The organism is Paracoccus sp. PARArs4 (assembly GCF_947311865.1).
In the GTDB taxonomy this organism is placed as follows: domain Bacteria; phylum Pseudomonadota; class Alphaproteobacteria; order Rhodobacterales; family Rhodobacteraceae; genus Paracoccus; species Paracoccus zeaxanthinifaciens.
In genome coordinates this window covers 79,593-102,758 of sequence record NZ_CAMZMW010000010.1, presented here as the reverse complement: position 1 = coordinate 102,758, position 23,166 = coordinate 79,593, and the positions used below count along the sequence as shown (strand labels likewise).

22 protein-coding genes are annotated in these 23,166 nt (G+C 67.5%); 8 read left to right on the top strand and 14 right to left on the bottom strand.

Annotation, left to right across the window (positions count from 1 at the left end):
* Window positions 1-40: 40 nt before the first annotated feature.
* Entirely contained in the window at window positions 41-781 is a 741-nt protein-coding gene (locus QMZ16_RS10245) for an SDR family oxidoreductase (RefSeq protein WP_282603169.1), read from the bottom strand.
* A gap of 101 nt (window positions 782-882) precedes the next feature.
* Here QMZ16_RS10245 and QMZ16_RS10240 point away from each other — a divergent pair, with 101 nt between their 5' ends.
* Window positions 883-1,788, top strand: coding sequence for a LysR family transcriptional regulator (locus tag QMZ16_RS10240; protein ID WP_282603168.1), 906 nt, complete (start codon window positions 883-885; stop codon window positions 1,786-1,788).
* Window positions 1,789-1,976: 188 nt separating this feature from the next.
* Here the strand turns inward: QMZ16_RS10240 and QMZ16_RS10235 are convergent, their stop codons facing one another.
* The 4 genes from QMZ16_RS10235 to QMZ16_RS10220 form a co-directional block, all read right to left on the bottom strand.
* Entirely contained in the window at window positions 1,977-2,534 is a 558-nt protein-coding gene (locus tag QMZ16_RS10235; RefSeq protein WP_282603167.1) for a hypothetical protein, read from the bottom strand.
* Window positions 2,531-3,718 carry a DUF3500 domain-containing protein gene (locus QMZ16_RS10230; RefSeq protein ID WP_282603166.1) on the bottom strand — a complete coding sequence of 396 codons (1,188 nt, stop codon included), beginning with the start codon at window positions 3,716-3,718 and terminating at the stop codon, window positions 2,531-2,533. The genes QMZ16_RS10235 and QMZ16_RS10230 overlap by 4 nt, the downstream gene beginning before the upstream one ends.
* Before the next feature lie 349 nt (window positions 3,719-4,067).
* Window positions 4,068-5,303, bottom strand: a complete 1,236-nt coding sequence (locus QMZ16_RS10225; protein ID WP_282603165.1) for a Zn-dependent hydrolase — start codon at window positions 5,301-5,303, stop codon at window positions 4,068-4,070.
* Complete coding sequence (locus QMZ16_RS10220) at window positions 5,303-6,493, bottom strand: hypothetical protein (RefSeq protein WP_282603164.1); 1,191 nt, start codon at window positions 6,491-6,493, stop codon at window positions 5,303-5,305. Before QMZ16_RS10220 ends, QMZ16_RS10225 begins: the two co-directional genes overlap by 1 nt.
* A gap of 154 nt (window positions 6,494-6,647) precedes the next feature.
* Here QMZ16_RS10220 and QMZ16_RS10215 point away from each other — a divergent pair, with 154 nt between their 5' ends.
* Both QMZ16_RS10215 and QMZ16_RS10210 read left to right on the top strand, forming a co-directional pair.
* Window positions 6,648-7,148 (top strand): MarR family winged helix-turn-helix transcriptional regulator, encoded by a 501-nt coding sequence (locus QMZ16_RS10215; protein ID WP_282603163.1) that lies wholly within the window; start codon window positions 6,648-6,650, stop codon window positions 7,146-7,148.
* Window positions 7,149-7,322: 174 nt separating this feature from the next.
* Window positions 7,323-8,669 (top strand): Na+/H+ antiporter NhaC family protein, encoded by a 1,347-nt coding sequence (locus tag QMZ16_RS10210; RefSeq protein WP_282603162.1) that lies wholly within the window; start codon window positions 7,323-7,325, stop codon window positions 8,667-8,669.
* A 43-nt stretch (window positions 8,670-8,712) separates the two neighbouring features.
* Here the strand turns inward: QMZ16_RS10210 and QMZ16_RS10205 are convergent, their stop codons facing one another.
* Window positions 8,713-11,751, bottom strand: coding sequence for an efflux RND transporter permease subunit (locus QMZ16_RS10205; RefSeq protein ID WP_282603161.1), 3,039 nt, complete (start codon window positions 11,749-11,751; stop codon window positions 8,713-8,715).
* A complete protein-coding gene (locus tag QMZ16_RS10200; RefSeq protein ID WP_282603160.1) occupies window positions 11,748-12,830 on the bottom strand; it encodes an efflux RND transporter periplasmic adaptor subunit in 1,083 nt (360 codons plus the stop codon). The genes QMZ16_RS10205 and QMZ16_RS10200 overlap by 4 nt, the downstream gene beginning before the upstream one ends.
* Window positions 12,831-13,058: 228 nt before the next feature.
* Here QMZ16_RS10200 and QMZ16_RS10195 point away from each other — a divergent pair, with 228 nt between their 5' ends.
* Window positions 13,059-13,694, top strand: coding sequence for a TetR/AcrR family transcriptional regulator (locus tag QMZ16_RS10195; RefSeq protein ID WP_282603159.1), 636 nt, complete (start codon window positions 13,059-13,061; stop codon window positions 13,692-13,694).
* Window positions 13,695-13,796: 102 nt separating this feature from the next.
* On the opposite strand, the gene QMZ16_RS10190 is transcribed toward QMZ16_RS10195, so the two are convergent.
* Both QMZ16_RS10190 and QMZ16_RS10185 read right to left on the bottom strand, forming a co-directional pair.
* On the bottom strand, window positions 13,797-14,015 hold the full coding sequence (locus tag QMZ16_RS10190) for a hypothetical protein (protein WP_282603158.1): 219 nt from the start codon (window positions 14,013-14,015) through the stop codon (window positions 13,797-13,799).
* A gap of 220 nt (window positions 14,016-14,235) precedes the next feature.
* Window positions 14,236-15,381: a benzoate/H(+) symporter BenE family transporter gene (locus tag QMZ16_RS10185; protein ID WP_282603157.1), complete on the bottom strand. Its 1,146-nt coding sequence runs from the start codon at window positions 15,379-15,381 to the stop codon at window positions 14,236-14,238.
* A gap of 93 nt (window positions 15,382-15,474) precedes the next feature.
* On the opposite strand from QMZ16_RS10185, the gene QMZ16_RS10180 reads away from it, so the two are divergent.
* From QMZ16_RS10180 to QMZ16_RS10170, 3 genes are all read left to right on the top strand, one after another.
* Entirely contained in the window at window positions 15,475-16,020 is a 546-nt protein-coding gene (locus tag QMZ16_RS10180) for an XRE family transcriptional regulator (protein WP_282603156.1), read from the top strand.
* 66 nt (window positions 16,021-16,086) lie between these two features.
* Complete coding sequence (locus tag QMZ16_RS10175; protein WP_282603155.1) at window positions 16,087-16,416, top strand: multidrug efflux SMR transporter; 330 nt, start codon at window positions 16,087-16,089, stop codon at window positions 16,414-16,416.
* Window positions 16,413-16,934 carry a TetR/AcrR family transcriptional regulator gene (locus tag QMZ16_RS10170; protein ID WP_282603154.1) on the top strand — a complete coding sequence of 174 codons (522 nt, stop codon included), beginning with the start codon at window positions 16,413-16,415 and terminating at the stop codon, window positions 16,932-16,934. The genes QMZ16_RS10175 and QMZ16_RS10170 overlap by 4 nt, the downstream gene beginning before the upstream one ends.
* A 39-nt stretch (window positions 16,935-16,973) precedes the next feature.
* Here QMZ16_RS10170 and QMZ16_RS10165 read toward each other — a convergent pair whose 3' ends face one another.
* Window positions 16,974-17,657 carry a type 1 glutamine amidotransferase domain-containing protein gene (locus QMZ16_RS10165; protein ID WP_282603153.1) on the bottom strand — a complete coding sequence of 228 codons (684 nt, stop codon included), beginning with the start codon at window positions 17,655-17,657 and terminating at the stop codon, window positions 16,974-16,976.
* A gap of 126 nt (window positions 17,658-17,783) precedes the next feature.
* Here QMZ16_RS10165 and QMZ16_RS10160 point away from each other — a divergent pair, with 126 nt between their 5' ends.
* Complete coding sequence (locus tag QMZ16_RS10160) at window positions 17,784-18,683, top strand: LysR family transcriptional regulator (RefSeq protein WP_282603152.1); 900 nt, start codon at window positions 17,784-17,786, stop codon at window positions 18,681-18,683.
* Window positions 18,684-18,983: 300 nt separating this feature from the next.
* Here the strand turns inward: QMZ16_RS10160 and mvaD are convergent, their stop codons facing one another.
* The 4 genes from mvaD to QMZ16_RS10140 are packed head-to-tail and all read right to left on the bottom strand — an operon-like array spanning window position 18,984 to window position 23,160.
* Complete coding sequence (mvaD, locus tag QMZ16_RS10155) at window positions 18,984-19,982, bottom strand: diphosphomevalonate decarboxylase (RefSeq protein ID WP_282603151.1); 999 nt, start codon at window positions 19,980-19,982, stop codon at window positions 18,984-18,986.
* A complete protein-coding gene (locus QMZ16_RS10150; RefSeq protein ID WP_282603150.1) occupies window positions 19,975-20,892 on the bottom strand; it encodes a hypothetical protein in 918 nt (305 codons plus the stop codon). Before QMZ16_RS10150 ends, mvaD begins: the two co-directional genes overlap by 8 nt.
* Complete coding sequence (locus tag QMZ16_RS10145; protein WP_282603149.1) at window positions 20,892-22,028, bottom strand: hypothetical protein; 1,137 nt, start codon at window positions 22,026-22,028, stop codon at window positions 20,892-20,894. Before QMZ16_RS10145 ends, QMZ16_RS10150 begins: the two co-directional genes overlap by 1 nt.
* Entirely contained in the window at window positions 22,009-23,160 is a 1,152-nt protein-coding gene (locus tag QMZ16_RS10140; protein WP_282603148.1) for a hydroxymethylglutaryl-CoA synthase, read from the bottom strand. Before QMZ16_RS10140 ends, QMZ16_RS10145 begins: the two co-directional genes overlap by 20 nt.
* Between the last annotated feature and the right edge of the window lie 6 nt (window positions 23,161-23,166).

Genomic DNA, 23,166 nt, shown 5'->3' with positions numbered 1-23,166 from the left:
GTTCCCTGCGGCGATCAGGCCCCTGTCGGCCAAGTCGATGTCAGACCATGCCACCGTTGGCGCGCAGCGTCTGGCCGTTGATCCAGCCACCGTCCGGACCGACAAGGAAAGAGACCGCCCCCGCGATGTCTTCCGGTTGACCCAGACGCTCCAACGGGTTCGCCTTGGACAGCGCCTCGATCTGTTCGTCGGACTTGCCGTCCAGGAAAAGCGATGTCGCCGTCGGGCCCGGCGCCACGGAATTGACCGTGATGTTCCGGCCGCGCAGCTCCTTCGACAGAATGTCGCCCATCACCTCGACCGCGGCCTTGGTGGCGGCATAGATGCCATAGCCCGTCAGCTTGGCCCCCACCACCGAGGTCGAGAGGTTCACGATCCGCCCCCCGTCCGGCATGCGCCGCGCGGCCTCGCGCATGGTGTTGAAACTGCCCCGAAGGTTGATCGCGATCATGCGGTCGAAGATCTCGTCCTCGCTGTCCGCCAGCGGCGACAGCTGCAGGATCCCGGCCGAGTTCACCACCACATCGGGGATGCCGAAGGCCGCCTTGGCTGCATCGAACAGCGTTGCTACCTGCGCCGGATCCTGCACATCGGCCTGGGCGGCGATGGCGCGGCCCCCGGCTGCCTCGATGCGGGCCACGACATCATTGGCCGCGTCCTCGTTTCCGACATAATTGACCACGACCGCGAAACCGTCCTGCGCAAGCCGTTCGGCGATGGCCGCGCCGATGCCGCGCGACGCGCCGGTGACCAGCGCGGTCCTTGGGTGTTTCTGCGTCATTCATGCATCCTTTCTGTCCTGTCTTCAGGATTTCAGATAGGCAATTGCGCAGGGGAAATCATCCGGGCCTCATCGGCTTCAGAATCCGGGAAAGGCGAACAGTGGATCGAATAGAGGAGATGCGCGTCTTCGTCCGCGTGGCCGAAACGCGAAGCTTTCGCCGCACGGCGGAAAGCCTCGGGATTCCCAGGTCGACGGTCACGGATGTCATCAAGCGGATGGAGGCCCGCCTTGGCGTCCGCCTTCTGGACCGGACGACGCGTGTCGTCGCCCCGACGCTGGACGGAGAGATCTGGCAAGAGCGGTGCCGCGCGATCATCGCGCAGGTCGAGGATGCCGAGGCGTCCTTCGCCAGCGGGGCCGTCGCGGGGCGTCTCAGGGTGGATGTCCACGGCACGCTTGCGCGGCATTTCCTGCTGCCGGACCTGCCCGCATTCCTTGCAAGGCATTCCGATCTGGACCTGGTCATGTCCGAAGGCGACCGCCTGGTCGACCTGATGGCCGAGGGCGTGGATTGCGTCATCCGTGTCGCCGAACCGTCGGACAGCGACCTGATCGTCCGCCGACTGGGCACGCTGCCCGAAGCCACCGTTGCCGCGCCCGCCTATCTGGCACGTCACGGCATTCCGCAAACGCCGGACGAACTCGACGGTCACAAGGCGGTGGCGTTCCTGTCCTCGAAGACGGGGCCGGCGATCGATCCGGAGTTCACGCTGAACGGTCGGCAGGTCACACGCCCGCTTCCCGCCGCGCTGACCACGACGGGGGCCGAGACGATGGTCGAGGCCGCTCGGCTGGGCCTCGGCCTGATCCAGGCGCCCCGCTATCATCTGGCGGGCGATCTCGCCGCGGGCCGTCTGGTCGAGGTGCTGCCCGAGTTCGCCCCTGCCCCGTCGCCGGTCGTCGCGCTGTATCCGCGTGACCGCCAGCTCTCTCCTCGGCTGCGGGTCTTCCTCGATTGGCTGGCCGACAGATCATTTGCCGAAGGGGCTGCGGCCCAAGGCTGACCGCATTCCGTTCAGGCCCGCCAAACTCGCGTGGTGCGAAGGCATGGGCGTCCTCAGATACAGCGCGGCACCTGCAATGCCTGAAAACCCGCCAAGCGGACCGCCGCAAATCTTCGCGGCTCCCCTCCGGACATCCCGGACCTTCGCCTCGCCGCCACCAGCGGTCACTTCATCGCGAAGGATCCCCTTCATTCCAGGCCCTCGTCAGGCGGGACAAGTTCTGTGCCCTCGCCCGCATCGAGGTAACCGAACTCCGAGATCTGATGGGTTCCCCCGTCCGGTCCGTTCCATCGAACCGTGGCGCGGTGATTGCGCACCTCGTGCATCACCGCATCATATGTCAGCTTCATAGGGGCCGAACGATCCCCGACATCCTCGATCCGCCACTGGCTGACCATCAGGGCGAAATGTCCAAGGTGGTCATGATATGCGGACTGGATGCGCGCGTCGGTCATCGTCAGGTCCAGGGGGGCGGCATCCTCCGTCACCGAAAGATGCTGCCTAAGATAGCGCCCGAAGGCCGCTGACAGGTCCTGCGGCACGGGCTGGCCTGCCGGCAGTGTCTCCAGGGCGGCAAGATCGGGCGCCGCGACGATCAGATCCTCGACCGGGAACTGGATCGTCAATTCCAGCGCGTCCCCCTGTTTGCGCAGCAGCAGCACACTGCCGGGCAGGGCATGGGCAAGGACGGCCCCCGCACTGCCGGCAAGGACCGCGACCGCCAGCATCGCAGCGCGGAGGTTCACTTCTGCTGCCCGCCGTAATCGTCGTTCAGGTCGCGCCAGACCGAATGGGGATGGTTCCCGACCTTCTCGGTGGACTTGTTCGACTGCAACGAGAACTCGATCCACAGCGACGGCCCATGCACCCGGACATAGTCGTCCTCGGCGCTCAGCTGCGGCGTGCCGGAATATCCCAGATAGGTCCCGGACAGCTCGGCGCCATATTTCTCCATATAGGCTTCGGCATCGGCTTGCGCGATGTCGCCGACATAGGTCCGGATCGCGGTCAGAAGCAGCGCGGTCTGGTCGTCATCCAGTTCGGACACCGGCAGCCCTTCGAAGCTGTCGGGTATCGCGTCATCGGCCTGCGGCCCCGCAAGGATGTCGCGATAGGTTCCCTCCAGCTGGGCAACCGCCTTCTGGTCATCCGAAAGCGAGCTGAGAAGCGTGGCGAAGGCATCGCGTTCCTGCGTCAGCGGCTGGTTCACGCGGCCGTTCATCTCGAAATAGGGGAACGGCTCGACCCCCCGGAAGGAAGGCGTTGCCCCGGCCAGCTGCCCGTCGACATAAGTGTTGGCGAACGCCATGTGGTGCCCGCCGTAATACAGCTCCCACACCCCGGTGGGACCGGGCGTGCCAAGGAAGGCGAACTTGGTGTTGTAGGATGAATACCCGGCCTTGTAGTCGGTGCTGACGGTGTCGATGTAGTCGTCGGCATTCAGGGTCTGGACCATCTCGTCCCAACCCTCGTCGGTCTTGCTGCCGGTCGCTTCCATCATGATCGCCTTGACCAGCCCGCGCTGGCGGGTGTTCAGCTCTCCCAGCAGGACGCCCGGGCGCTTCGGGAAGGCCCCGGCAGGCAGGTTGCTCCAGTATTCGGCCTCGGTGCGGGAATAGTCCAGCTGCAGCTTTTCAAGGATGTCCTCGGAAACATCGGCCTTCAGCAGGTCGATCAGGCACAGCATCCGGTCGTAACCCGGCGCGTCCCCGCATTCCCCGGCATCCTCGGGGATCGGCACGGTTTCCATCAGCGTGCTGGTATCGCCCATGCGCGCCTGCAGCGCCTCGCTCAGCGCCTGGTCCTCTTCGGACATGGGCGGGGGACCGCCATCGCCCGGTGGCGGGCCATCGTGGCCCTGTGCAAGCACCGGTGAAACCAGAAGCGCGGCCAAAGCGGCGGCGCAGGCGAGTTCGAGGCGATGCGACATGGGCGATCCTTCTGCGGCAAAGCTGCGTTCGTCCCCGAACCTGGGCAGAGCCGGAAAGAAAGGCAAGGCGATACCCGGCCAGCGAAACCGGAGATGGCGGGCATTTCGGCTGGTGTCGCGATCGGCATCAGGCGGAAGAACGCTCATCGGCATGAGATTGGCCTGATTGCCGCTTGGACGCGGCAAAGCCCTCGCCAGATCCCGTCCTACGCGGTACGGCCATGTGCCACGCCCATGACGCGGCAGCCTATCTACGCGGCCCGCAACTGCATCTCGAACGTCACAGCGGCGGGGCTGTCCCATCCCGAGGCCCCGCCGGACCTTCCTGATCGAGCAAGGGCGCGGCCCGTCACGCCGCCAGCTTGCGGGCGGTGCGGAAATAGACCTCGATGCCGCGGGTCAGCTGGTCGTAGTCGGTCCATTCCTCGGGGGTGTGGGATATGCCGTCGCGGCTGGGCACGAAGATCAGCCCGACGGGCGCGATCCGCGACAGCACCATCGCGTCATGCCCCGCCCCGCTGGTCATGGCCCGCCACGCAAAGCCGCATTCCTCGGCCGAGGCGACAAGCCCTGCGCGGATATCCTCGGACATCGGCGTTTCGGGGACCGACAGCAGCTCCTCGACCTCGGTGCGGAAGCCGTCGCGGTCCAGATCGGCCAGGCGGGCGCGGATCGCGGTCTTGATCGCCGCGACCGTCTCGGCCCGTTCGGCGCGTGCATCGATGCTGAAGGCCGCAAGCTCGGGGATGACGTTCGCCCCGCCGGGCTGCACCTCGATCTGACCGACGGTCACGACCGCGTTCGGGTCGATCGCCGCCGCCAGGGCGGGCAGTTCGGCGATCACGCCCGCCGCCGCGACCAGCGCATCGCGGCGGCCCGGCATCGGCGTCGTCCCCGCATGGCCCGCCGCACCCCCGATCCGTACGGACAGCTGCGACAGCGCGACCACGGCGCCCACGATGCCCACCGCATCGCCCGTGCTTTCAAGGATCGGCCCCTGTTCGATATGCAGCTCCAGAAAGGCGTGGATGCCGCCTGCGGGGATCACGGCCTGATGCGCAAGGCCAAGATCTAGCCCGAACCCCGCCATCGCGTCGCGCAGGGCGATCCCCTGCCCGTCCGCCATCGTCCCGAGCGTGTTCTGCCCCAGCTGCCCCGTCAGGATACGAGAGCCGAGCAGCCCGCCGCCGAAGCGGCCGCCCTCTTCCTCGATCATGGCGATCACCTCGATCGGGCGGCGAGGGCGCTCGTTCAGGTCCTGCAGGCAGAAGGCGGTCTCGATGGCGGCGACGACACCTGCGGGTCCGTCGAAGGCCCCGCCATTCGGCACGCTGTCGATATGAGAGCCGATCAGCACGGGCGGCAGCGAAGGCTCGGTCCCCTCCAACCTGCCGAACAGGTTGCCGACCGCGTCGATGCGCGTGGCAAGACCCGCATCCTCCATCCGGCCGCGCAGGTAATCCAGCGCATCGCGGTGCTGCTGGCTGTAGGTCAGCCGCGTCGTCCCCCGTCCCGGCGTGGCGGTGAAGGTCGCCAGCGTCTCGATCATCTGGCGGATGCGCGTCTCGTTTGCGTGAAGTGTCATTACAGAAGCCCCGCGAAGATGCCGGCCAGAAGCACGGACACGATGGTGACGGTGACGAAGCCCGCCACCAGCATGGGCGGCAGCATATGCGCCGACAGGATGCCGCGTTCCTCCGGGTCGTCGGACAGGGCGTTCACGACCTCGTTCGTGATGACGTAATCGGCGGGAAAGCCGTAAAGCGCCGTCAGGGAACAGGAGAAGGCCATTTCCGGCGTGCTGCCCAGCAGGCGCCCCGCGATGAACGAGAAGACGTACATCCCCGCGATGCCCACGAAGATCGCGCCGAACATCGGCCCCGCCAGGTCCAGCAGCATGTCCGGGGTGGCGCGGTTCAGCCCGCCCAGGATGAACAGCATCAGCACCATGATGACGAAGCCGAAGGAATTGGCCTGCTGCAGCGGCTGCCGTTCGAGGAACCCGACCGAGGATGCCACGACCCCCGCCACGAGGCACAGCACGAAGGGGCTTATCTGGAAATAGGGGCTCACGAGTTGCGCGGCACCCCATGCAAGGAAGGCCACGATGCCAAGGCGGAACAGCTTGAAATACACCGTGTCGTATTCGGCGGGCAGGCTGCGGAACATGGCGGGGCCGGATTCAGGCGCGGCGGGCTTGGCCTGTGCGACCTCAGCGGGGCCGTTCCAGCGGCCCGCGCGGTGCAGCGCCAGCACGCGCCGCCCCTCTCGCTGCAGCATCCACGAGGTCAGCGGATAGCCGACGAAGCCCTGCATGACATAGATCAGGATCGCCAGCACCGCGAGGCTTTCAAGCCCCGCATTCGCCGCGGCCTCGGACATGATCAGCGACGAGACCACGCCCCCGGTCAGCGGCGGCGTCACCACGACGATCGTCTCGAAATCCAGGAACAGCCGGCCGACGGTGAACAGCATCGCCGCGATCCCCGCGATCCCCAGCAGCGCGATGACCACCGTGCGCCACTGGCGGCGCAGTTCCTGCACCGACAGAAGCGTGCCCATGTTGGTGATCAGCAGGTACATCGACAGGTAGACGACCGGCGTGCCGAAGCCCGCGACCTGCACGATATCCTCGGGGAAGAAGGTCCAGTATCCCAGCAGGAACAGCACCGCGCAGACGAAGATGGACGGCAGGCGCGACCGTGTCCGCGTGGCGGCGACATCGCCAAGGAACAGGATCAGCGTCAGCAAGGCGAAGGCGGCAAGTTGGGGCATCGGGCTCTCGTCTGGATACGGGTTCGTCGGATTGTTACATCCACTTGGATGTATTTCGCAAGGAGTGCTATTGATGCGGTCCGAAAAATGAAAGAATGCATCGCGCAAAGCGTCAGCACCCCTGACGCATCACCCGGAACCGGAAGGAGGCCACGTGCGATACGAGACCGACGACATCCTGCGCGAGACCTTCAGCTCGGACCTGCGCTATCTCATGGTGGCAAGCTTCATCGTGCTGGCGAACAACCAGGTCTCGAACCGCTTCTTCGAGAAGGATTACGGCATGCCGGTCCATGCGTGGTCCGCGCTCTATGCCGTGGTGCGCTTTCCGGGATTGCTGGCGCGGGACATCCAGTCGCTGTTTCCCCGGCCGCAGAACTCGATCAGCCGCGCGGTGTCGCTGCTGCGCGAACGCGGCTGGATCACCACGCGCACGAACGAGGATGACAGCCGCGCCAAGCACCTGTTCCCCACCGACGAGGGCTGCCGCGTCCTGGCCGAGATCGAGGCCCGCGTGCTGCGCAGGCAGGACGAGATCTTCGGCGGGCTGAGCGCGGCGGAACGCGACCAGTTCCTGCATCTGTGCCGCAAGGTGATCGAAGGCGGCGGGCTGCACGGCTCGGACGCGCTGCGCCCCGCGGACGATCCGCAATAGGCGCATTCGACGGCTTCATCCCGGCACCCACATCGGCTAAGGCCGCTGGCATCGAAATCGCAGCCTGACATCGACGCTCGGACCGTATTACCGGGCGGGCATGTCGTTCAGGCCATCCTGCCCCCGCAGACCCGCCCGTCCACCCGACGGGCAAGGCTTCATGAAGGAGGCAAAATGAATGCTGTCGTAGTCGCCGTCGTCACGATGATGGTGCTGAGCCTGATCCGCGTGCCGGTGATCGTCGCGCTGATCGTGGCGACACTGGTGGGCGGGCTGACTGCCGGAATGCCGATCGCGGAGATCGTCGCATCCTTCGAATCCGGCCTGGGCGAGGGCGCGACCATCGCGCTGTCCTATGCGATGCTGGGCGCCTTCGCGGTCGCGCTGTCGCGGTCGGGGCTGACCCACCTGCTAGCGACGCGCATCGCGGCGCTGGTCGGCGCGCGCAGTTCGGCCAGCAGCGGCATGTATGCGGCGATGGTGATCTATGCCGCCTTCCTGCTGACCGCGACCCTGGCCGAGACGCTGGTCCCGGTCCATATCGCCTTCATCCCCATTCTGGTGCCGCCGCTTCTGGCGGTGATGAACCGGCTGCGCATCGACCGCCGCGCGGCGGCCTGCGCGCTGACCTGCGGGCTGGTCTTTGCCTACATGCTGCTGCCGGTGGGCTTCGGGTCGATCTATCAGGACAAGATCCTGACCAAGAACATCAACCTTGCGGGCGTGGATCAAGGCTTCGAGATCAGCGCCTCGATCGTGCCGATGGCGATGCTGATCCCGTCACTGGGGATGCTGCTGGGCCTGCTGGTCGCGGTCGTCTTCTCGTATCGTGCCCCGCGCGACTATGCGACGGCGCAGATCGGCGCGGCAGCGGGCGAGACCGCGCCCGCCGACCACGCCATGACGCCGCTGCAGCTGGCGCTCAGCCTTGCATCCATCGCGGTCGCGCTGGCAGTGCAGCTGTCCAGCGGCTCGATGCTGCTGGGCGGGCTGGTCGGCTTCGCGGTTCTCAGCCTTGGCGGGTTCTTCCAGTGGAAAGAGGTCGACGACGTCTTCGTGCTGGGCCTGCGGATGATGGCGCTGATCGGGTTCATCATGGTCACCGCGCAGGGCTTTGCGGCGGTCATGCAGGCCACCGGCGCGGTCCCCGAACTGGTCGAAAGCTCGGCCGCGCTGATCGGTGACAGCAAGGGCCTTGCGGCCTTCGTGCTGCTGGCGGTCGGGCTGCTGATCACGATGGGGATCGGGTCGTCCTTCTCGACCGTGCCGGTCATCGCGCTGATCTATGTGCCGCTTTGCATCAGCTTCGGCTTCTCGCCCATGGCGACGATCGCGCTGATCGGGACGGCGGGCGCGCTTGGCGATGCGGGATCGCCGGCATCGGATTCCACGCTCGGGCCGACGGCGGGACTGAACGCGGACGGCCAGCACGACCATATCCGCGATACCGTCGTGCCGACCTTCCTGCATTTCAACCTGCCGCTGCTGGCGGCGGGCTGGATCGCGGCGATGGTCCTGTGATCCATGCGCCTGCCCGGAGACCGCTCCGGGCAGGCGCGGCGCTTCAGGCCGCGGCTTCGGACCCGCGGTCCTTGCCGAACAGCACGTAGTACAGCGTCGGCGCCGCGATCAGCGTCAGGATCGTGGCAAAGGCCAGCCCCCCCATGATCGTCACCGACATCGACGCGAAGAACGGATCCCACAGCAGCGGGGCCATCCCCAGGATCGTCGTCGCCGCTGCCAGCACCACGGGCCGCAGACGCGAGGTCGACGCCTCGACGATGGCGCGGCGCAGGGGCTGCCCCTCGGCGCGGACCAGGTCGATCTCCTCGACCAGGACGATGCCGTTCTTCAGCAGCATGCCCGACAGCGACAGAAGCCCCAGAAGCGCCGTGAACGAGAAGGGCAGCCCTGTGATCAGCAGGCCGATCACCACGCCGTTCACCGCCATCGGCACCAGCAGCCACACGATCAGCGGCTGACGCAGCCGCCCGAACAGCAGGATCGAGATCAGCACCATGATCAGGATGGTCACGGGCAGCTGGCCGCCCAGGCTCTCCTGCGCCTCGGTGCTGCTCTCGTATTCGCCGCCCCATTCCAGGACGTAGCCCTCGGGCAGGTCGACCGCCTCGACGGCGGGACGGATCTGCGCGAAGACCGCCGAGACGTTCGTGCCGCTCGGCAGGCCGGCCTCGACCGTGATCGTGGGCACGCGGTTGCGGCGCTGGATCAGCGTGTCGCGGGGTTCCCACCGCAGCCCGTCGATCAGCTGCTCCATCCGCAGGTAGTCCCCGGCGGCGCTGGAATAGATCAGCTGCTCGGTCAGGTCGGGGGTTTCCCCGAATGCGCGGGTGCGCAGGCGGATGGGGATCTGGCGGTCGCCTTCCTGATAGGTGGCGACGGCCATCCCCTCGGTCGCCATCAGGCTGGCATCGGCGATGTCGGCGCGGGTGATCCCCGCCGTCTGCGCGCGCTGCGTGGCATAGTCCGGGATCAGCACGGGTTCGTATTCGCGCCAGTCGGTGCGGATATCCATCAGCGGCGCGTCCTGGTCGCGGAAGGTCTGCCCGATCCGTTCGGCCAGTTGCCGCAGCACGACCGGATCGCGCCCCGAGATCCGCGCCTGGATCGGCGCGCCGCCGCCCGGACCGAAGGCCAGGCGCTCGGTCCTGAACTCTCCGGCGAACAGCCTTTCGCGGCCGAACCGGTTCAGGTCCTCCAGCAGCGGCGGGATCGCCTCGAGCGTGTCGGTCCGGATGATCAGGTGCCCGTAGGTCGGCATGGATTCCTCGGGGGCATAGGTCAGCATGAACCGCGTGGCCCCGCCCCCGATGAAGCTGGCGACCGACGCCACGTCGTCGCGTTCCAGCAGCCAGTCCTCGGCCTGCTGCAGGTCGCGCGACACGGCATGCAGGTCGCTGCCCTGCGGCAGCTTGTAATGGGCATAGAAGATCGGCGTGCTGCTGTCGGGGAAGAACTGCTGCGGCACCGAGGCGAACCCGCGGAAGCACAGCGCCGTCACAACGACCAGCCCCGCAAGGAACAGCCAGCGCACGTTCAGCGCCATCCCCAGCACCCGGCGATAGGCGTTGAAGATCGGTCCGGAATAGCCGTCATCCTCGCCCGTGCCGCGCTTGAAGACGTAATGCGCCAGAAGCGGCGTCACCGTCAGCGCCAGCACCCAAGACAGCAGAAGCGAGATGCCCACCACCGCGAACAGCGAGAACATGAACTCGCCCGTGGCATCGGGAGACAGGCCGATCCCGGCAAAGGCCATGATGCCGATCACCGTCGCGCCCAGCAGCGGCAGCTGGATGCGGGCCGCGCCCTCTTCGGCCGCCTGCCGCGAGGACCGGCCCTGCTGCATCTTGATCTGCATGGCCTCGGCCACCACGATCGAGTTGTCGACCAGCATCCCCATCGCGATGATCAGCGCCCCGAGCGAGATGCGCTCCATCTCGATGCCGCCGAGCGACATGAAGAAGAAGGTGCCGATCACGTTCAGGAACAGCGTGACCCCCACGACCAGCGCCGAGCGCCAGCCCATGAAGACCGCCAGCACGACCACGACCAGCGCCACCGACATGGCGAGGTTCTTGAGGAACCCGTTCGAGGATTCGTCCACGACGACGTGCTGCTGGTAGATGGGGTGGAATTCCACCCCGTGCGGCAGGTCGTGGCGCAGGGTCTGCAGCTTGGCATCCACGCGGTTGCCGATATCGACGATGTTTTCGGAGGCGATGCCCGCGACGGCAAGGGTGAAGGCCTCCTGCCCGTTGAAGCGGATGATCTGGCTGGGCGTGTCCACGCGCCCGCGTTCGACCGTGGCGATATCGGTCATCTGCACCGTGTTCGCGCCGACATTCACGGTCAGTTCGCGCAGCGCATCGACGCTGTCGGTGCTGCGCGGCACGTCGATGTCGAAGCGCTTGCCGTCCGATTCCATCGAACCTGCGGGCGACAGCTGCGCCGCCGCCGCGATCTGCTGGGTCAGCGCGTCGGGCGCCACGTTCAGGTTCGCGGCGATGGCCATGTCGGGCATGACGAAGACCGCCTCTTCGGGCAGTCCGGCCAGCGCGACATCCGACACGCCCTCGACCGTCAGGATCTCGCGGCGGAGATAGCTGGAGATGTCGTGGATCTCCGCATCCGAGAAGCCGGGCGCGGTCACCGCGAAATAGATGCCGAAGACATCGCCGAAATCGTCGTTCACGATGGGCTGCCCCGCGCCCTGCGGCAGCTGGGCTGCGGCGTCGGCCACGCGGTTGCGCAGTTCGTCCCAGACCTGCGGCAGCTCGTCCCCGCCGACGGTCGGCAGGATCTCGACATCGATGCGGGACACGCCCGGCTTGTTCGACGAGGTGATGGTGTCCAGCACCCCCATCTGCTGGATCGCCGATTCCAGCGGCTCGGTTACCTCTTCGGCGACCTGCGCCGCCGATGCGCCGGGATAGGTGGTCAGCACGACCGCCGTCTTAATGGTGAAGGCCGGGTCCTCCAGCCTGCCGACCGTGGCATAGCCCCACAGCCCGCCGCCGAGGCAGCCGAGGATCAGGAGCCAGGTGAGAAGCGATGCCTCGATCGCCTTGCGTGCAAGATTCACGGCTGCCCCCCGTCGCCCGACAGGCTGGTGAAGCGGCGCACGCGGTCGCCATCGGAAAGCATCGCGGCCCCTGCGGCCACGATGGTCGTCCCCGGCGCGGGGCCGCTCGTCATGCGGAAATCGGTGCCGGTCGCAGGCTCGATGGTGACATCGGCGATGCTGACGCTGCCGGTATCGTCGTCGCCTTCGTCAGGGGTGAAGACCAGGACCTGCGCACCGCCTTCGGGGGTAAAGCGCAGCGCGCTGGCGGGAACGACGGGATGGCCGTTGCTGTCGCGGTTGCGGATCTCGGCCAGCACGGTGGCCGAGGAACCGGGCAGCAGGTAATCCGGCACATCGGCCCCAAGCGCGAAGGTCAGACGATAGCTCTGGCCGACCTCGGTCGCCTCGGCGGCCAGTTCGCGGAATTCCAGCGGATAGAGCGGGCCTTCATGGGTCAGCTGCGCGCTGGCGGTGAATTCGGGCTGCTCGCCGAACTTGCGGAACAGGATCTCGGGCGCCTTGATCTCGACCTGGATCTCGCTCATGTCGTGGGCGCGCACGATGGGCTCGCCCGCGGCGACCGTGGCGAAGCGATCCGCCAGCCGCTCCGAGATCAGCGCGTCGAAGGGTGCCGTCAGCGTTGCGTCGTCCAGGTTGTCCAGCGCGTCGTCATAGGCGACCTGCGCGACCTCGCGCGCGGTCTGGGCATCCTCGATATCGGCTTGGGGAACGATGCCTGGCCCCAGATTGCTGAAGCGTTCCAGCTGACGATCGGCTTGGTCCAGCTGGGCGCGGGCCTCGCGCACGGCGCGTTCGAAGGGCGCGGGGTCCAGACGGCCCAGCACGTCGCCGCGCTCGACCAGCTCGCCCTCGCGCACGGACAACTCCTCGATCTGGCCGCCCGCGCGGAACGACAGGTTCACCGTGTTGCGCGCCGTGATGCGCCCGAAGAAGCGGCGGCTCAGCACGTCGGCCGAGCGTTCCAGCTCCATCAGCTTGGCCGGGCGCAGATCGTCGGCCTGCCCGTCCTGCGCGATGGCGCGCGTGGCGGTCAGCGTCGTCAGGAAGGCGAGGACCAGTGCAGTCGCTATTCGCATGAGAGACCTTCGTGATGTGTGGGGTGCCCTGCGCCCCTCCGAGGGCGCGCGCGGGGTCCGCAATCCCGGCCCGGGGAACCCCGGACCGTGCCGCGGCGATATTTCATGGGCCATGCCGAAGCCTTTCGATTGATCATGTTGCATGTACAAGTTAGGCATCAGCCAATTACGGAACCCGCAAGTTCCGGAAAGGCTCTTACAGCGACGAACGCCCAAGGAAAAGCCGCAATGAGACTGCAGGACCGCATCTGCCGCACGCGCGGGCGCCCACCGTCACCCGAGGCGGCCGAACGCATCGTCAAGGCCGCGACCGAGTTGTTTCTGACCAAGGGCTACTCGGCGACCTCGATGCAGGACGTGGCGCGGCAGTTCGGCGGATCGAAGCAGACGATCTATGCCCGCTTCCCCGACAAGCGCGCGCTGGTCGAGGCGGTGGTGACCGCCTTCGCGGAACGGATGCTGCAATCGCCCCGCCAGGTCACGGGCACCGACGGCGACCCCGAGACGCGGCTGCTTGCGCTGGCGGATGCGATCCTGCGATCCGCGCTGGCGGGCGAGGCCGTGATGATGCTGCGGCTTGTCATCTCGGAATGCGAACAGATGCCGGAGCTGGCCGAGATCGCCGAGCGTCGCGCCCGCATCCCCGGACAGATGCTGGTGGCCGACGTGATGTCGCAGCTGATCCACGAAGGGCGCGTGAGCGGCGATCCCGACACACTGGCGCGGCAGTTCACCGACCTTGCGCTGGTCCCGCATATCTGGGACCGGCTGACCCTTGCGCGCCCCGCCCGCAGCATGGAGCAGATCGGGCCGGAACTGGAGGCGGCGACCCGCCTCTTCCTGAAGGCCGCCCGCCCGGAGTGACGGCGATCGCAGGCGGACCGCCACAGCCAGCGGACGCGCCCGAATGCCTTTCGCGCGGTTCCCGATTTCATGTCGTACCGGGCCATCCCCTGCTCGGCAGCGTTAGGGACCGTATCGGGCACTCGCCATTTCGGCGTCGTTCGGCGTCCCCATCGGCCAGTCGGTCCATGCCATGCCGAAGCTTACAGGGAAGGTCGCCGCGCGATCCCCAATCCTGCGCATCAAATCTGCGCCGATCTCGCAGCGCCCCCATTGCGGCAGAAAGTGGCGCATGGCGTATTCCATCTGGGATTGCAGCAGCCGCCAATGAATGCGCGCCAATGTGAACAGCCTGCCTGAACGACCACCTCAGATGCCCAAGCGGGACCAGTTACCGCAGCGATCCTGCCATCATCAGGACGCGCAATGTCGCGATCAACCTAAACCTTACGATATCAGCCGAGCTTCCGAGCGCCTGTCGTAGCCGCAACCCGAAGGGAATGGGGTGATCCGGCCGACTGCACGAGCTGCTGCTGTAACAGGGACGGCGGCCGGATGCAGCTTAACGCCGCAGGGCGAAGCGCACGATCAGTCCGAACAGCAGTGCCCAGAACGGGGCGCCGATGCCCATCAGCCCGAAACCGCTGGCGGTCGCCATGAAGGTGACCAGCGCGGCCTCTCGGTCGGTCTTGTCGGTCAGGGCGGCGGAGAGGCTGTTGCCGATGCTGCCCAGGAGCGCCAGCGCGGCGATCGTCAGCACCAGCGCCTGCGGCAGGACCAGGAATAGCCCGATCACGGCGGCCCCCATCAGCCCGACGATCACGTAGAAGATCCCGGTGAAGACGCCCGCCTTCCAGCGCGTGCGCGGATCCTCGTCGGCATCGGGTCCGGTGCAGATCGCCGCCGTGATCGCGGCAAGGTTGAAGGCATAGCCACCGAAGGGCGCAAGCAGCAGGCTGAAGACCCCCGTCACTGTGATCGCACGGCCGATCCGAGGCTCGAATCCGTCGGCGCGCAGGGTGGCGACGCCCGGCATGTTCTGCGAGCTCATCGTCACAAGATACAGCGGCAGGCCGAGGCCGATCAGCACGGCGGGCTGGAACTCGGGCATGACGAAGGACGGGCGCGCCAATGACAGGGGCAGCGCTGCATCCGCGAAACCGCCCGTCACGGCGACATGGGTCAGGCCCGCCAGGAACACGACCGCGATGGCATAGCGAGGCGCGTATCGCCGCATCGCAAGATAGGTCGCGACCATGATCCCGACCAGAACCGGATTCGAGCTTATGCCATCGAATATCTTGATCCCGAATGAAAACAGGATACCGGCCAGCATCGCATTCGCAAGGCTGTCGGGAACCAGCCGCGCCAGCCTGTCGAACCAACCGCCGAGGCCGGTCACGATCAGCAGGACCGCACAGAAGAGGAACGCCCCCGTCGCCTCGGGCAGCGTCGCCCCGGTTCCAAGCGCGATCAGCGCCGCCCCCGGCGTGGACCAGGCCGTCAGGACCGGCATGCGAGAGGTGACGGACAGCAGCAGCGTCGACAGGCCCATCCCCACCCCGAGGACCAGCATCCAGCTGTTGGCCTGCGCCTCGGTCGCGCCCAGCCTGTCGATGGCCTGGAAGATGATCGCGACCGAGCTGGTATATCCGACAAGGACCGCGATGAAACCGGCCACGACATGAGAGAGCTTGAAGGGAAGCATGGCAGTCTCTAATCCGGGAATCGTGCGCTATGACGCACGCAGGCCTAGCACGCGTGCGTTATGACGCACAACACTGGAATGACGGGGATGCACATGACCGAGCCACGCAGGGATGAGATCGTGGGCGACAATCTTCGCGAGGCGCGCGCCCGTGCGGGCCTCAGCCTCAGCGCGGCGGCCGAGGCGACGGGGGTTAGCAAGGCGATGCTGGGCCAGATCGAGCGGGGCGAGAGCAGCCCGACCATGGCCACGCTGTGGAAGCTGTGCCGGGGGCTGCAACTGCCGCTGACCGCGCTGATCGGACCGTCGCGCAGTGACAGCGCCCCCATTCGACCGCATGAGGGGATCGTCGACGGCCCCGCCTTCCGCACGCTGTTCCCCTTCGATCCCAAGACCGGCACCGAGGTATTCCTGCACGACCTGGCCCCGAACTGGGAACATCGCTCGGAACCCCATGCCCCCGGCGTCGTCGAGGACATCTTCGTCCTCGAGGGCGCGGTCGAGATCTGGCTGGGGTCCGACTGGATCAGGGTCGAACCCGACCGCGCGCTCCGCTTCAATGCGGATCAGGCGCATGGGTATCGCAACCCGCTGGACCGCAGGTCGCGGTTCCTGAACACGATGCATTATCCGGGCTGACGCCGCTTGAAGGATCGCGACCGATCCGCTAACAAACCGACCGGATGGTTTGTTAGCGGGGCCGACATGCAGGCATGGCTTATCCTTGGGGTCGCGATCGTGGCCGAGGTCGCGGGATCGACGGCACTGATGAAATCGCAGCAGTTCACGCGGCTACTGCCGTCGCTGGCGACGGTGGCGCTGTATGTGCTGGCCTTCTACTGCCTGTCGCTGGCGCTGCGGCAGATCCCGCTTGGGATCGCCTATGGCGTCTGGGCGGGCGTGGGCATCGTCCTGACGGCGCTGATCGGCGTGGTGCTGTTCAGGCAGGCGCTGGATCTTGCGGCGATCGTGGGCATCGGCTTCATCGTGACCGGGGTGGTGCTGATCAACGCCGTATCGGGTTCCGCGCATTGAGCGGGCTTCACCGACCCAAGCGCCCGGAACAAGTCCAGCAGGCGATCCTGCACGCGGCAAGCGGCATCGCGGTCCGGCACGGGATCCAGACCGTGACCCTGCAGGCGGTCGCGGATGCGGCGGGCGTCACCAAGGGCGGGCTGATGCATCATTTCCGTGACAAGAGCGCGCTTATCGATGCGATGCGCGAACATGCGATCACCACATTCTCGGCCATGCTGGACGATCACCTGGCGTCCGAGGTCGGCATGGGCCGCTTTACCCGCGCCTATGTCAGGACCTGCCTGGATGTGACGGCAGAGGATGTGGAGCTGCAACTGACCGCCGCGATGTGGGCCGATCCGCAATTGCGGGCGGATTGGTATGCGTGGATGGCCGATCAGGAGGCCCGCCACGCCGCCACGGATGCGGGCACGCGGTTCAAGGTCATCCGGCTGGCCGCCGACGGCGCGTGGCTTGCCGCCCTTGACGGCTGCGACACGGCCGATTGGCAGGCCGAGCTGCTGGCGATGGCATAGGGGCGCGCCGCCCGACATCGCGGGCGGCGCAATTCGGGATCAGGCCAGCAGGGCCAGCACCTTCTCGGCCGCGCCATCCGAGGATGCGGGGTTCTGGCCGGTCACCAGACGCCCGTCCACGACCGAATGCGGCTGCCAGTCGGCGACGTTCTCGAAGATCGCGCCCAGCTCGCGCAGCTTGGTCTCCAGCAGGAAGGGCATCGCATCGGCCAGGCCGACGGCGCGTTCCTCGCTGTCGGTGAATGCCGACACCTTGCGGCCCTTGACGATGGGATCGCCATTCGCATCGACCGCCTTGGCGAAGGCCGCCGGACCGTGGCAGACCGAAGCGACGACCTTGCCCGCGTCCCATGCCGTGCCGATCACTCCCGCGACCAGGTCGCTTTCGGCCAGGTCGTACATCGCGCCATGCCCACCGGGAACATAGAGCGCGTCGAACTGCTTGACGTCCATATCCTCGAGCCGGCCCGGCGCGGCCAGCAGCGCGGTCGCCGCCTCGTCGCCGCGGAAGCGCGTGACGCTGGCGGGGGCGTTCTCGCCCGTCTCGTCGGAATTGGGGTCGATGGGAACGGGCTTGCCTTCGGGGGTCACCAGCACGACCTCGTGCCCGGCATCGAGAAAGGCGTAATAGGGGGTCGCCAGTTCCTCGTACCAGACGCCGGTCGGCTTGCCGGTATCGCCCATCACGTCGGCGGCGGTCGAGAGGATCAGGATGCGTGCCATATGCGGATCTCCTTCTGTTCGATTCCTGCGCACGGGCATTTGCCGTGCTTCGGGATGGAACATAGGGGCGCGCGTGTGGTTCGGGAAATTGATGCAAGCAACGTCAGATATCGATATGCTGGACATATGACGCCAGATATCTCCCTGCTTCGCGTGTTCCATGCCGTCATGGAGGAACGCAACGTGACCGCCGCCGCCGAAAGGCTGGGCCAATCCCAGAGCACCGTCAGCGCGGCCCTGTCCCGCCTGCGAGAGGCCCTGGGCGACGAGCTGTTCCTGCGCGCCCGCTATGGCGTCGAACCGACCGAGAAGGCGCTCGAGATCGCCCCCGACATCGCGGCGGGCCTCGAACGGCTGGAACAGGCGTTCCGCGCGGCCGAGCCCTTCGACCCCGCGCGCACGACGCGCCGCTTCAGGCTGCTGCTGGGACCCTATGCCGAGATCGTGCTGACGCCCGCGCTTGCGGCGGCCTTCGCAACGCAGGCCCCCCAGGCCGCGCTCGAGGTGTCGCCCATCGGCCCCGACCTCGACCCGCGCCACCTTGCGGGGCGGGCCTTCGACCTGGCGATCGGGCGGTTCGACACCCCGCCCGAGGATCTGGTCGTGTCCGAGCTGTTCAGCGACGGGTTCCGCTGCATCGTCGCCCCGCAGGCCCTGCCCGACGGCGCGGCGCTGGACCAACCCCGCTACGAGAGCCTGCCGCATGTCGTCGTGGCCCCGCCCGGAAAATGGCGCACCGGCCTGCACAAGCGGATGGAGGGGACGGGCCTTCGCCGCAGGACCGCGGTCGTCGTGTCGCACTTCCTGTCGGCCCCGCCCGTGGTCGCGCGACTGGGCGGCATCGCCACGGTGCCCGCGCGCGTGGCGGCCATGACCGCGGATGCCTATGGGCTGCGGAACCTGCCCGTCCCGGTGGATCTGGGCCGCTTCCCCAGCCAGATCGCATGGCATCCCCGCCTGCGCCGCGATCCCGGCCACCTGTGGCTGCGCCGCATGATCGGCCAGATCGTCGCGGATTTCGACTGATCGACGCGCCGTCCTCGCCTGCGACCGGCAGTGCCGCATCCTGCCCAAGCTATGGGACTGCGCCATCTGCCTGCCGACACGGGTGGAAGCAACAGCGCCCATGCGTTGCACCGCCTCGACCGACGGGAAATTGGTTCAGGGCAATGACGCGGTCGTAGTCCGCGGGGTCCTTTGCATCGGGTCACCGTGGCGGGCAAGTACCGAGTGCCCCCCCACGCCCACGCAGCAGCTCAAGCACCTCTTTGCAGGCACACTCGACCGCGCGGGGAGAATCCTGCCCAGTGGTACCCTTTTACGCGTTCAACGCCCCTCGAACGGCGCGATCAGGCTGGCGTCGGGGAACAGGGACAGCACATCGGCGGCGCTGCCTTCCTCGAAGATCAGCTTGACGTTCGGGCCGGCATCCATCGTCGCAAAGGCCGCAAGCCCGTCCGCGCGGGCCTGCCACAGGCGCTCCAGCACCTGCCAGCTGCCGCCCGTCAGATAGCAGAGCGGCGGGCGCGCGGCCATCATCGTGGCGTGCATCGCAAGGGCGTTGGCCTCGACCCGCGGACCCAGGGCGGCCATGTCGCGGGCGGCGATCGCATCCTCGATGACGCGGCAATCCGCTTCGGCCTGCGCGGGCCAGTGCGGGAACAGCGGGCTGGTCTCGACCGTGTGGTTCATGCCGTCGCGCGAACTGAAGGGCTTGGGTCCCTTGTCCACGGCCACGATCGCGATGCGGAAGCCGGGCCAGCGCAGGTCCAGCGGGACGCCGTGGCTGTCATGCCCGTCCTCGGCCTCGCCCCGGTTCCAGCGAACGAAGCCGTGCCAGATCGAGCGGGCGGCGCTGCCGCTGCCGATCCGGGCGATGCGGCTCAGATCCGTGTCGTCCAGATCCAGCCCGAACGCGCCCGCCAGCGCACGGGTCAGCGCCGCGAACCCCGAGGCCGACGAGGCAAGCCCCGCCGCCGTAGGGATCGAGTTCTGCGTCGTGATGCGCAGCGGCAGGTGCCTCTCCCCCCGGAACAGGTCGGCGAATGCCAGCGCGCGGCGTGCGAAGGCGTCGTCCGGCCCCAGCAGCGTTCCGTTGTGATGCACCTCGTCGTGGCCCGTCACGGACCCCTCGACCCGCGTATGAGAGCCCCAGTTCGCCAACGAGATCGAGACGGAGCTGTTCAGCGGAAGGTTCCGGGCGGCGTCCCGCTTGCCCCAATATTTCGACAGCGCGATGTTGCTGGGCGCATAGGCCTCGGCTGCGCGGATGTCGGTCGCGCCCGCCATGGCACGGGCGATCATGTCGCGGACGGCATCAGTCATCGAAAACAAGTCCCTTCTCGGCAATCCTTGCGGGCACGAAGCCCGTGGGCTGCTCGCCCAGTGCCAGCACGCAATCCCCCAGCCCCGAGCCGGATATCTTGGCGACCGCCGCGCCCGCCTCGCGCGCCTCGCGGATGATCGCGTCCAGCGTGTCGTCGGACACGCCCAGCTGCTCCATCAGGCGCTGGTATTCGTTCAGCGCGTCGTGGAATGCGGCCCAGTCGCGACCTTGCGCGGCACGGATCGCGTCATCCGCGCTTGCGCCCATCCGGGCATAGAGCGCGTCGAACGCGGCCTCGTTGCCCGCCATCCGTTCGGCCACAAGGCGCAGCACTTCGGATGTCGGGGTCTTGTAGCCCGCATAGCGCAGGCCGAACGGACCCGGCGGCACCGGAAGCGCCTCGATCTGCGCGGCGCCGCCATCGGGCGCGCGATAGGCGACGAAGCCGCCATGAAGGCTGGCCGCCAGATCGGCGCCGCTGCCCCTGCCCTGAATGGCGCGGACGATGCGCAGCGCGTCGTCATGCAGCCCCTCGGTCCCCCGACCCGCCAGCCGCGACAGCGCGCCGAGGCAGGCAACCGTCACCGCCGCCGAGGATCCGAGCCCAAGCGTCGGATCGATCCCCGAGGCGATGTCCATGTCGAACCCACAAGGCAGGTCCGGCGTGTGTCGCGCGATGGCGGCCAGCACGAAGCGATAGGTCCCGCCCATCGGCAGATCGTCCAGCGACCCCTGCTGCGGCGCCCCGATCTGCGAGGTGATGCGAAACATGCGGTCGGCACGCGGCACGATCGTGACATGGGCGCGCTGCTCGATCCCGGCGACGATGGCGCGGTGTCCATAGACCACGGCATGTTCGCCCGTGATCATGACCGAACCCGGCGCGCTGGCGCGGATGACCTGATCCATCAGCCCTGCCCCGGCAGCGGTTGGGCGCGCGGCGCGGGGCCGGGTGCCGCCCCCGTGCGCGACATGCGCAGGGGCGCCCAATCCAGGTCGGGATGGCGCGCCATGACCGAAGCCATCGCCTGCGCGTCGTCGATCCGCACGAGGACGGCCCCGCCGTGATCGCCCCGCACGGATCCCGCGCCGCAGATCTTGGCCGCGCCGCCCGCAGCCTCGATCTGGGCCACGAGGGCCTGCGTCGCGGCGGGCACGACGCCGATGCGTTCCAGCAGGCGCTGGTTCTCGGTGATGGCGGCGTCGGGGCTGTCGCCAGACAGCAGCGCGGCCTCCAACGCGCGGGTGCAAGCCGCGAAGGCGTCCCACAGGGCCGCATCGCGACCATGCGCCGCCGCGACCGCGCTGACGCATTCACCGGTCCCGCTGACGGGGCGACCGTGCAGCACCCAGTACCAGCCGCGCCCCGCGACAAGGTCGTGATCCTCGGGCAGATCGAAGCTGCTGATCGATCCCGGCCCGTTCCCGCCCACACGGACCAGACCGCCGCGCACGACGCTGGCCGCGTCGATGGGACCGGCCTTGCCGTGCTTCAACCGCTCGCAGAAGCGGACGCGGTCGAAGCGCTGTTCGGGCGTCTTGGGCCGGTCCAGCAGCGTCTCGAACAGGACCGTGGTGGCCGCGACGATGGCCGCAGACGACCCCATGCCCGCGCCGATGGGCAGCTCCGTCCGGCTGCCCAGCTCTCCGGGGCGCGGCAGGTGGTGCATCGCGCCGATGCCCGGCATCGCGGCGGTCCCGGGCGGCTTGTCGTGCAGAAGCGACGCCAGCGCATAGACCGCCAGATCGTCGGGATGGGTCAGCACCTTGTGCACCTTCAGGTCGCCGTTCAGGAACTGCTCGAACCGGCGGTCCAGCCGCGACTTGAACCCCGACAGCAGCTTCAGCGAATAGGTCGCCCCGCCCGAAAGATTGGCGAATGTCGTGCGTATCCCCTCGCCGATGCCAAGCGGCGTGAACCACACCTCGGTATAGCGGGCGATGGCCATGGCAAGCGCGGGCGCACCATAGAGCACGGAATGTTCCCCGGACAGGATAAGCTTGCCCGGGGCATGGGCGCCTGCTTCAGGCCTGCCGGTCGACATAGATGCGCTTCTCGTCCTCGATACCTGCCAGCCTGAAACGACCGCGCGCCTTGTCGGGCGCGCCCTGCGTCAGGTCGATCTCGTCCCACAGGGCAACGTATTCGTCATATGTGACGGGCGTGCGATCCTGCAGCAATTCGCGATGGCGTTCCGCGAACAGGTGGTCGCGGTAACCGGGCGCGATCCGCGCATCGAAGAATTCGCCCGTCGCCCCCGAGCCATAGCTGAACAGCCCGATCAGCGCGCCGGTCAGGTCGTCCTGCGCGTTTTCCAGAAGCGAGGCGAATGCCAGGTAGATCGACCCGGTATAGCAGTTCCCGACCTGCCGGTTGTAGATCAGGCCCGTCTGCACCTGCCCCATGTCCACCGGCGTCTTGTTCGCCTTGGCCAGGTGGCTGTTCGCCTTCTCGCCCATCCGGGAGAAGGGCACGTGATAACAGAAATGCGCGAAATCGCCGAACTCGTGGCCGCCATTCGCGCGATAGTCGTTCCACGCCTCGACCAGCGCGTTCAGATAGCGCAGCGTCGATGCCTTGCCGTCGAACAGGGGCGTGCGGCGGTGGTTCGGCCGCCAGAAATCCATGATATCCTCGGTGAACAGCCCCGAGACGGTGCCGATCTCGGCCACCTTGGGATCGGCGCTGACGAGGATGGCGACGGCGCCCGCACCCTGCGTCGCCTCGCCCGAGCTTTCGCGGTCATAGCGCGCGACATCGGACGCGATCACCAGCACCTTGCGGTCGGGCTTGCGGGCGACATGCGCGCAGGCCATCTGCAGCGCCGCCGTCGCGGAATAGCAGGCCTGCTTCAGCTCGACGCAGCGGCAGTTGGGCGACAGGTCCAGCAGGCGGCGCAGATAGATGGCGGCGGCCTTGGACTGGTCGATCCCGCTCTCGGTGGCGAACAGAACCGTGTCGATGCCCTGCGTGCCCGCGCGTTCGATGATCGGCAGCGCGGCCTCGGCGGCCATGGTCACGATATCCTCGTCATGGCCGGGCAGCGCGATCTTCTCCTGCCCGATCCCCTTCGAGAACTTCTCGGGGTCGATCCCGTGATGCGCGGCAAGGATATCCAGTCCCACGTAGTTCTGGGGGGTGTAGAAGCTGATCGCTTCGATTCCTGTCACGGTCATCTTAGG

Excerpts from the sequence above, each read along its gene's own strand:
- QMZ16_RS10145 (WP_282603149.1), bottom strand. The coding sequence starts at position 22,028 with ATGTCGACCGGCAGGCCTGAAGCAGGCGCCCATGCCCCGGGCAAGCTT.
- QMZ16_RS10140 (WP_282603148.1), bottom strand. The coding sequence starts at position 23,160 with ATGACCGTGACAGGAATCGAAGCGATCAGCTTCTACACCCCCCAGAAC.
- mvaD (WP_282603151.1), bottom strand. The coding sequence starts at position 19,982 with ATGACTGATGCCGTCCGCGACATGATCGCCCGTGCCATGGCGGGCGCG.
- QMZ16_RS10225 (WP_282603165.1), bottom strand. The coding sequence starts at position 5,303 with ATGACACTTCACGCAAACGAGACGCGCATCCGCCAGATGATCGAGACG.
- QMZ16_RS10195 (WP_282603159.1), top strand. The coding sequence starts at position 13,059 with ATGAGACTGCAGGACCGCATCTGCCGCACGCGCGGGCGCCCACCGTCA.
- QMZ16_RS10230 (WP_282603166.1), bottom strand. The coding sequence starts at position 3,718 with ATGTCGCATCGCCTCGAACTCGCCTGCGCCGCCGCTTTGGCCGCGCTT.
- QMZ16_RS10210 (WP_282603162.1), top strand. The coding sequence starts at position 7,323 with ATGAATGCTGTCGTAGTCGCCGTCGTCACGATGATGGTGCTGAGCCTG.
- QMZ16_RS10165 (WP_282603153.1), bottom strand. The coding sequence starts at position 17,657 with ATGGCACGCATCCTGATCCTCTCGACCGCCGCCGACGTGATGGGCGAT.
- QMZ16_RS10175 (WP_282603155.1), top strand. The coding sequence starts at position 16,087 with ATGCAGGCATGGCTTATCCTTGGGGTCGCGATCGTGGCCGAGGTCGCG.
- QMZ16_RS10245 (WP_282603169.1), bottom strand. The coding sequence starts at position 781 with ATGACGCAGAAACACCCAAGGACCGCGCTGGTCACCGGCGCGTCGCGC.
- QMZ16_RS10200 (WP_282603160.1), bottom strand. The coding sequence starts at position 12,830 with ATGCGAATAGCGACTGCACTGGTCCTCGCCTTCCTGACGACGCTGACC.
- QMZ16_RS10220 (WP_282603164.1), bottom strand. The coding sequence starts at position 6,493 with ATGCCCCAACTTGCCGCCTTCGCCTTGCTGACGCTGATCCTGTTCCTT.
- QMZ16_RS10185 (WP_282603157.1), bottom strand. The coding sequence starts at position 15,381 with ATGCTTCCCTTCAAGCTCTCTCATGTCGTGGCCGGTTTCATCGCGGTC.
- QMZ16_RS10180 (WP_282603156.1), top strand. The coding sequence starts at position 15,475 with ATGACCGAGCCACGCAGGGATGAGATCGTGGGCGACAATCTTCGCGAG.
- QMZ16_RS10150 (WP_282603150.1), bottom strand. The coding sequence starts at position 20,892 with ATGGATCAGGTCATCCGCGCCAGCGCGCCGGGTTCGGTCATGATCACG.
- QMZ16_RS10160 (WP_282603152.1), top strand. The coding sequence starts at position 17,784 with ATGACGCCAGATATCTCCCTGCTTCGCGTGTTCCATGCCGTCATGGAG.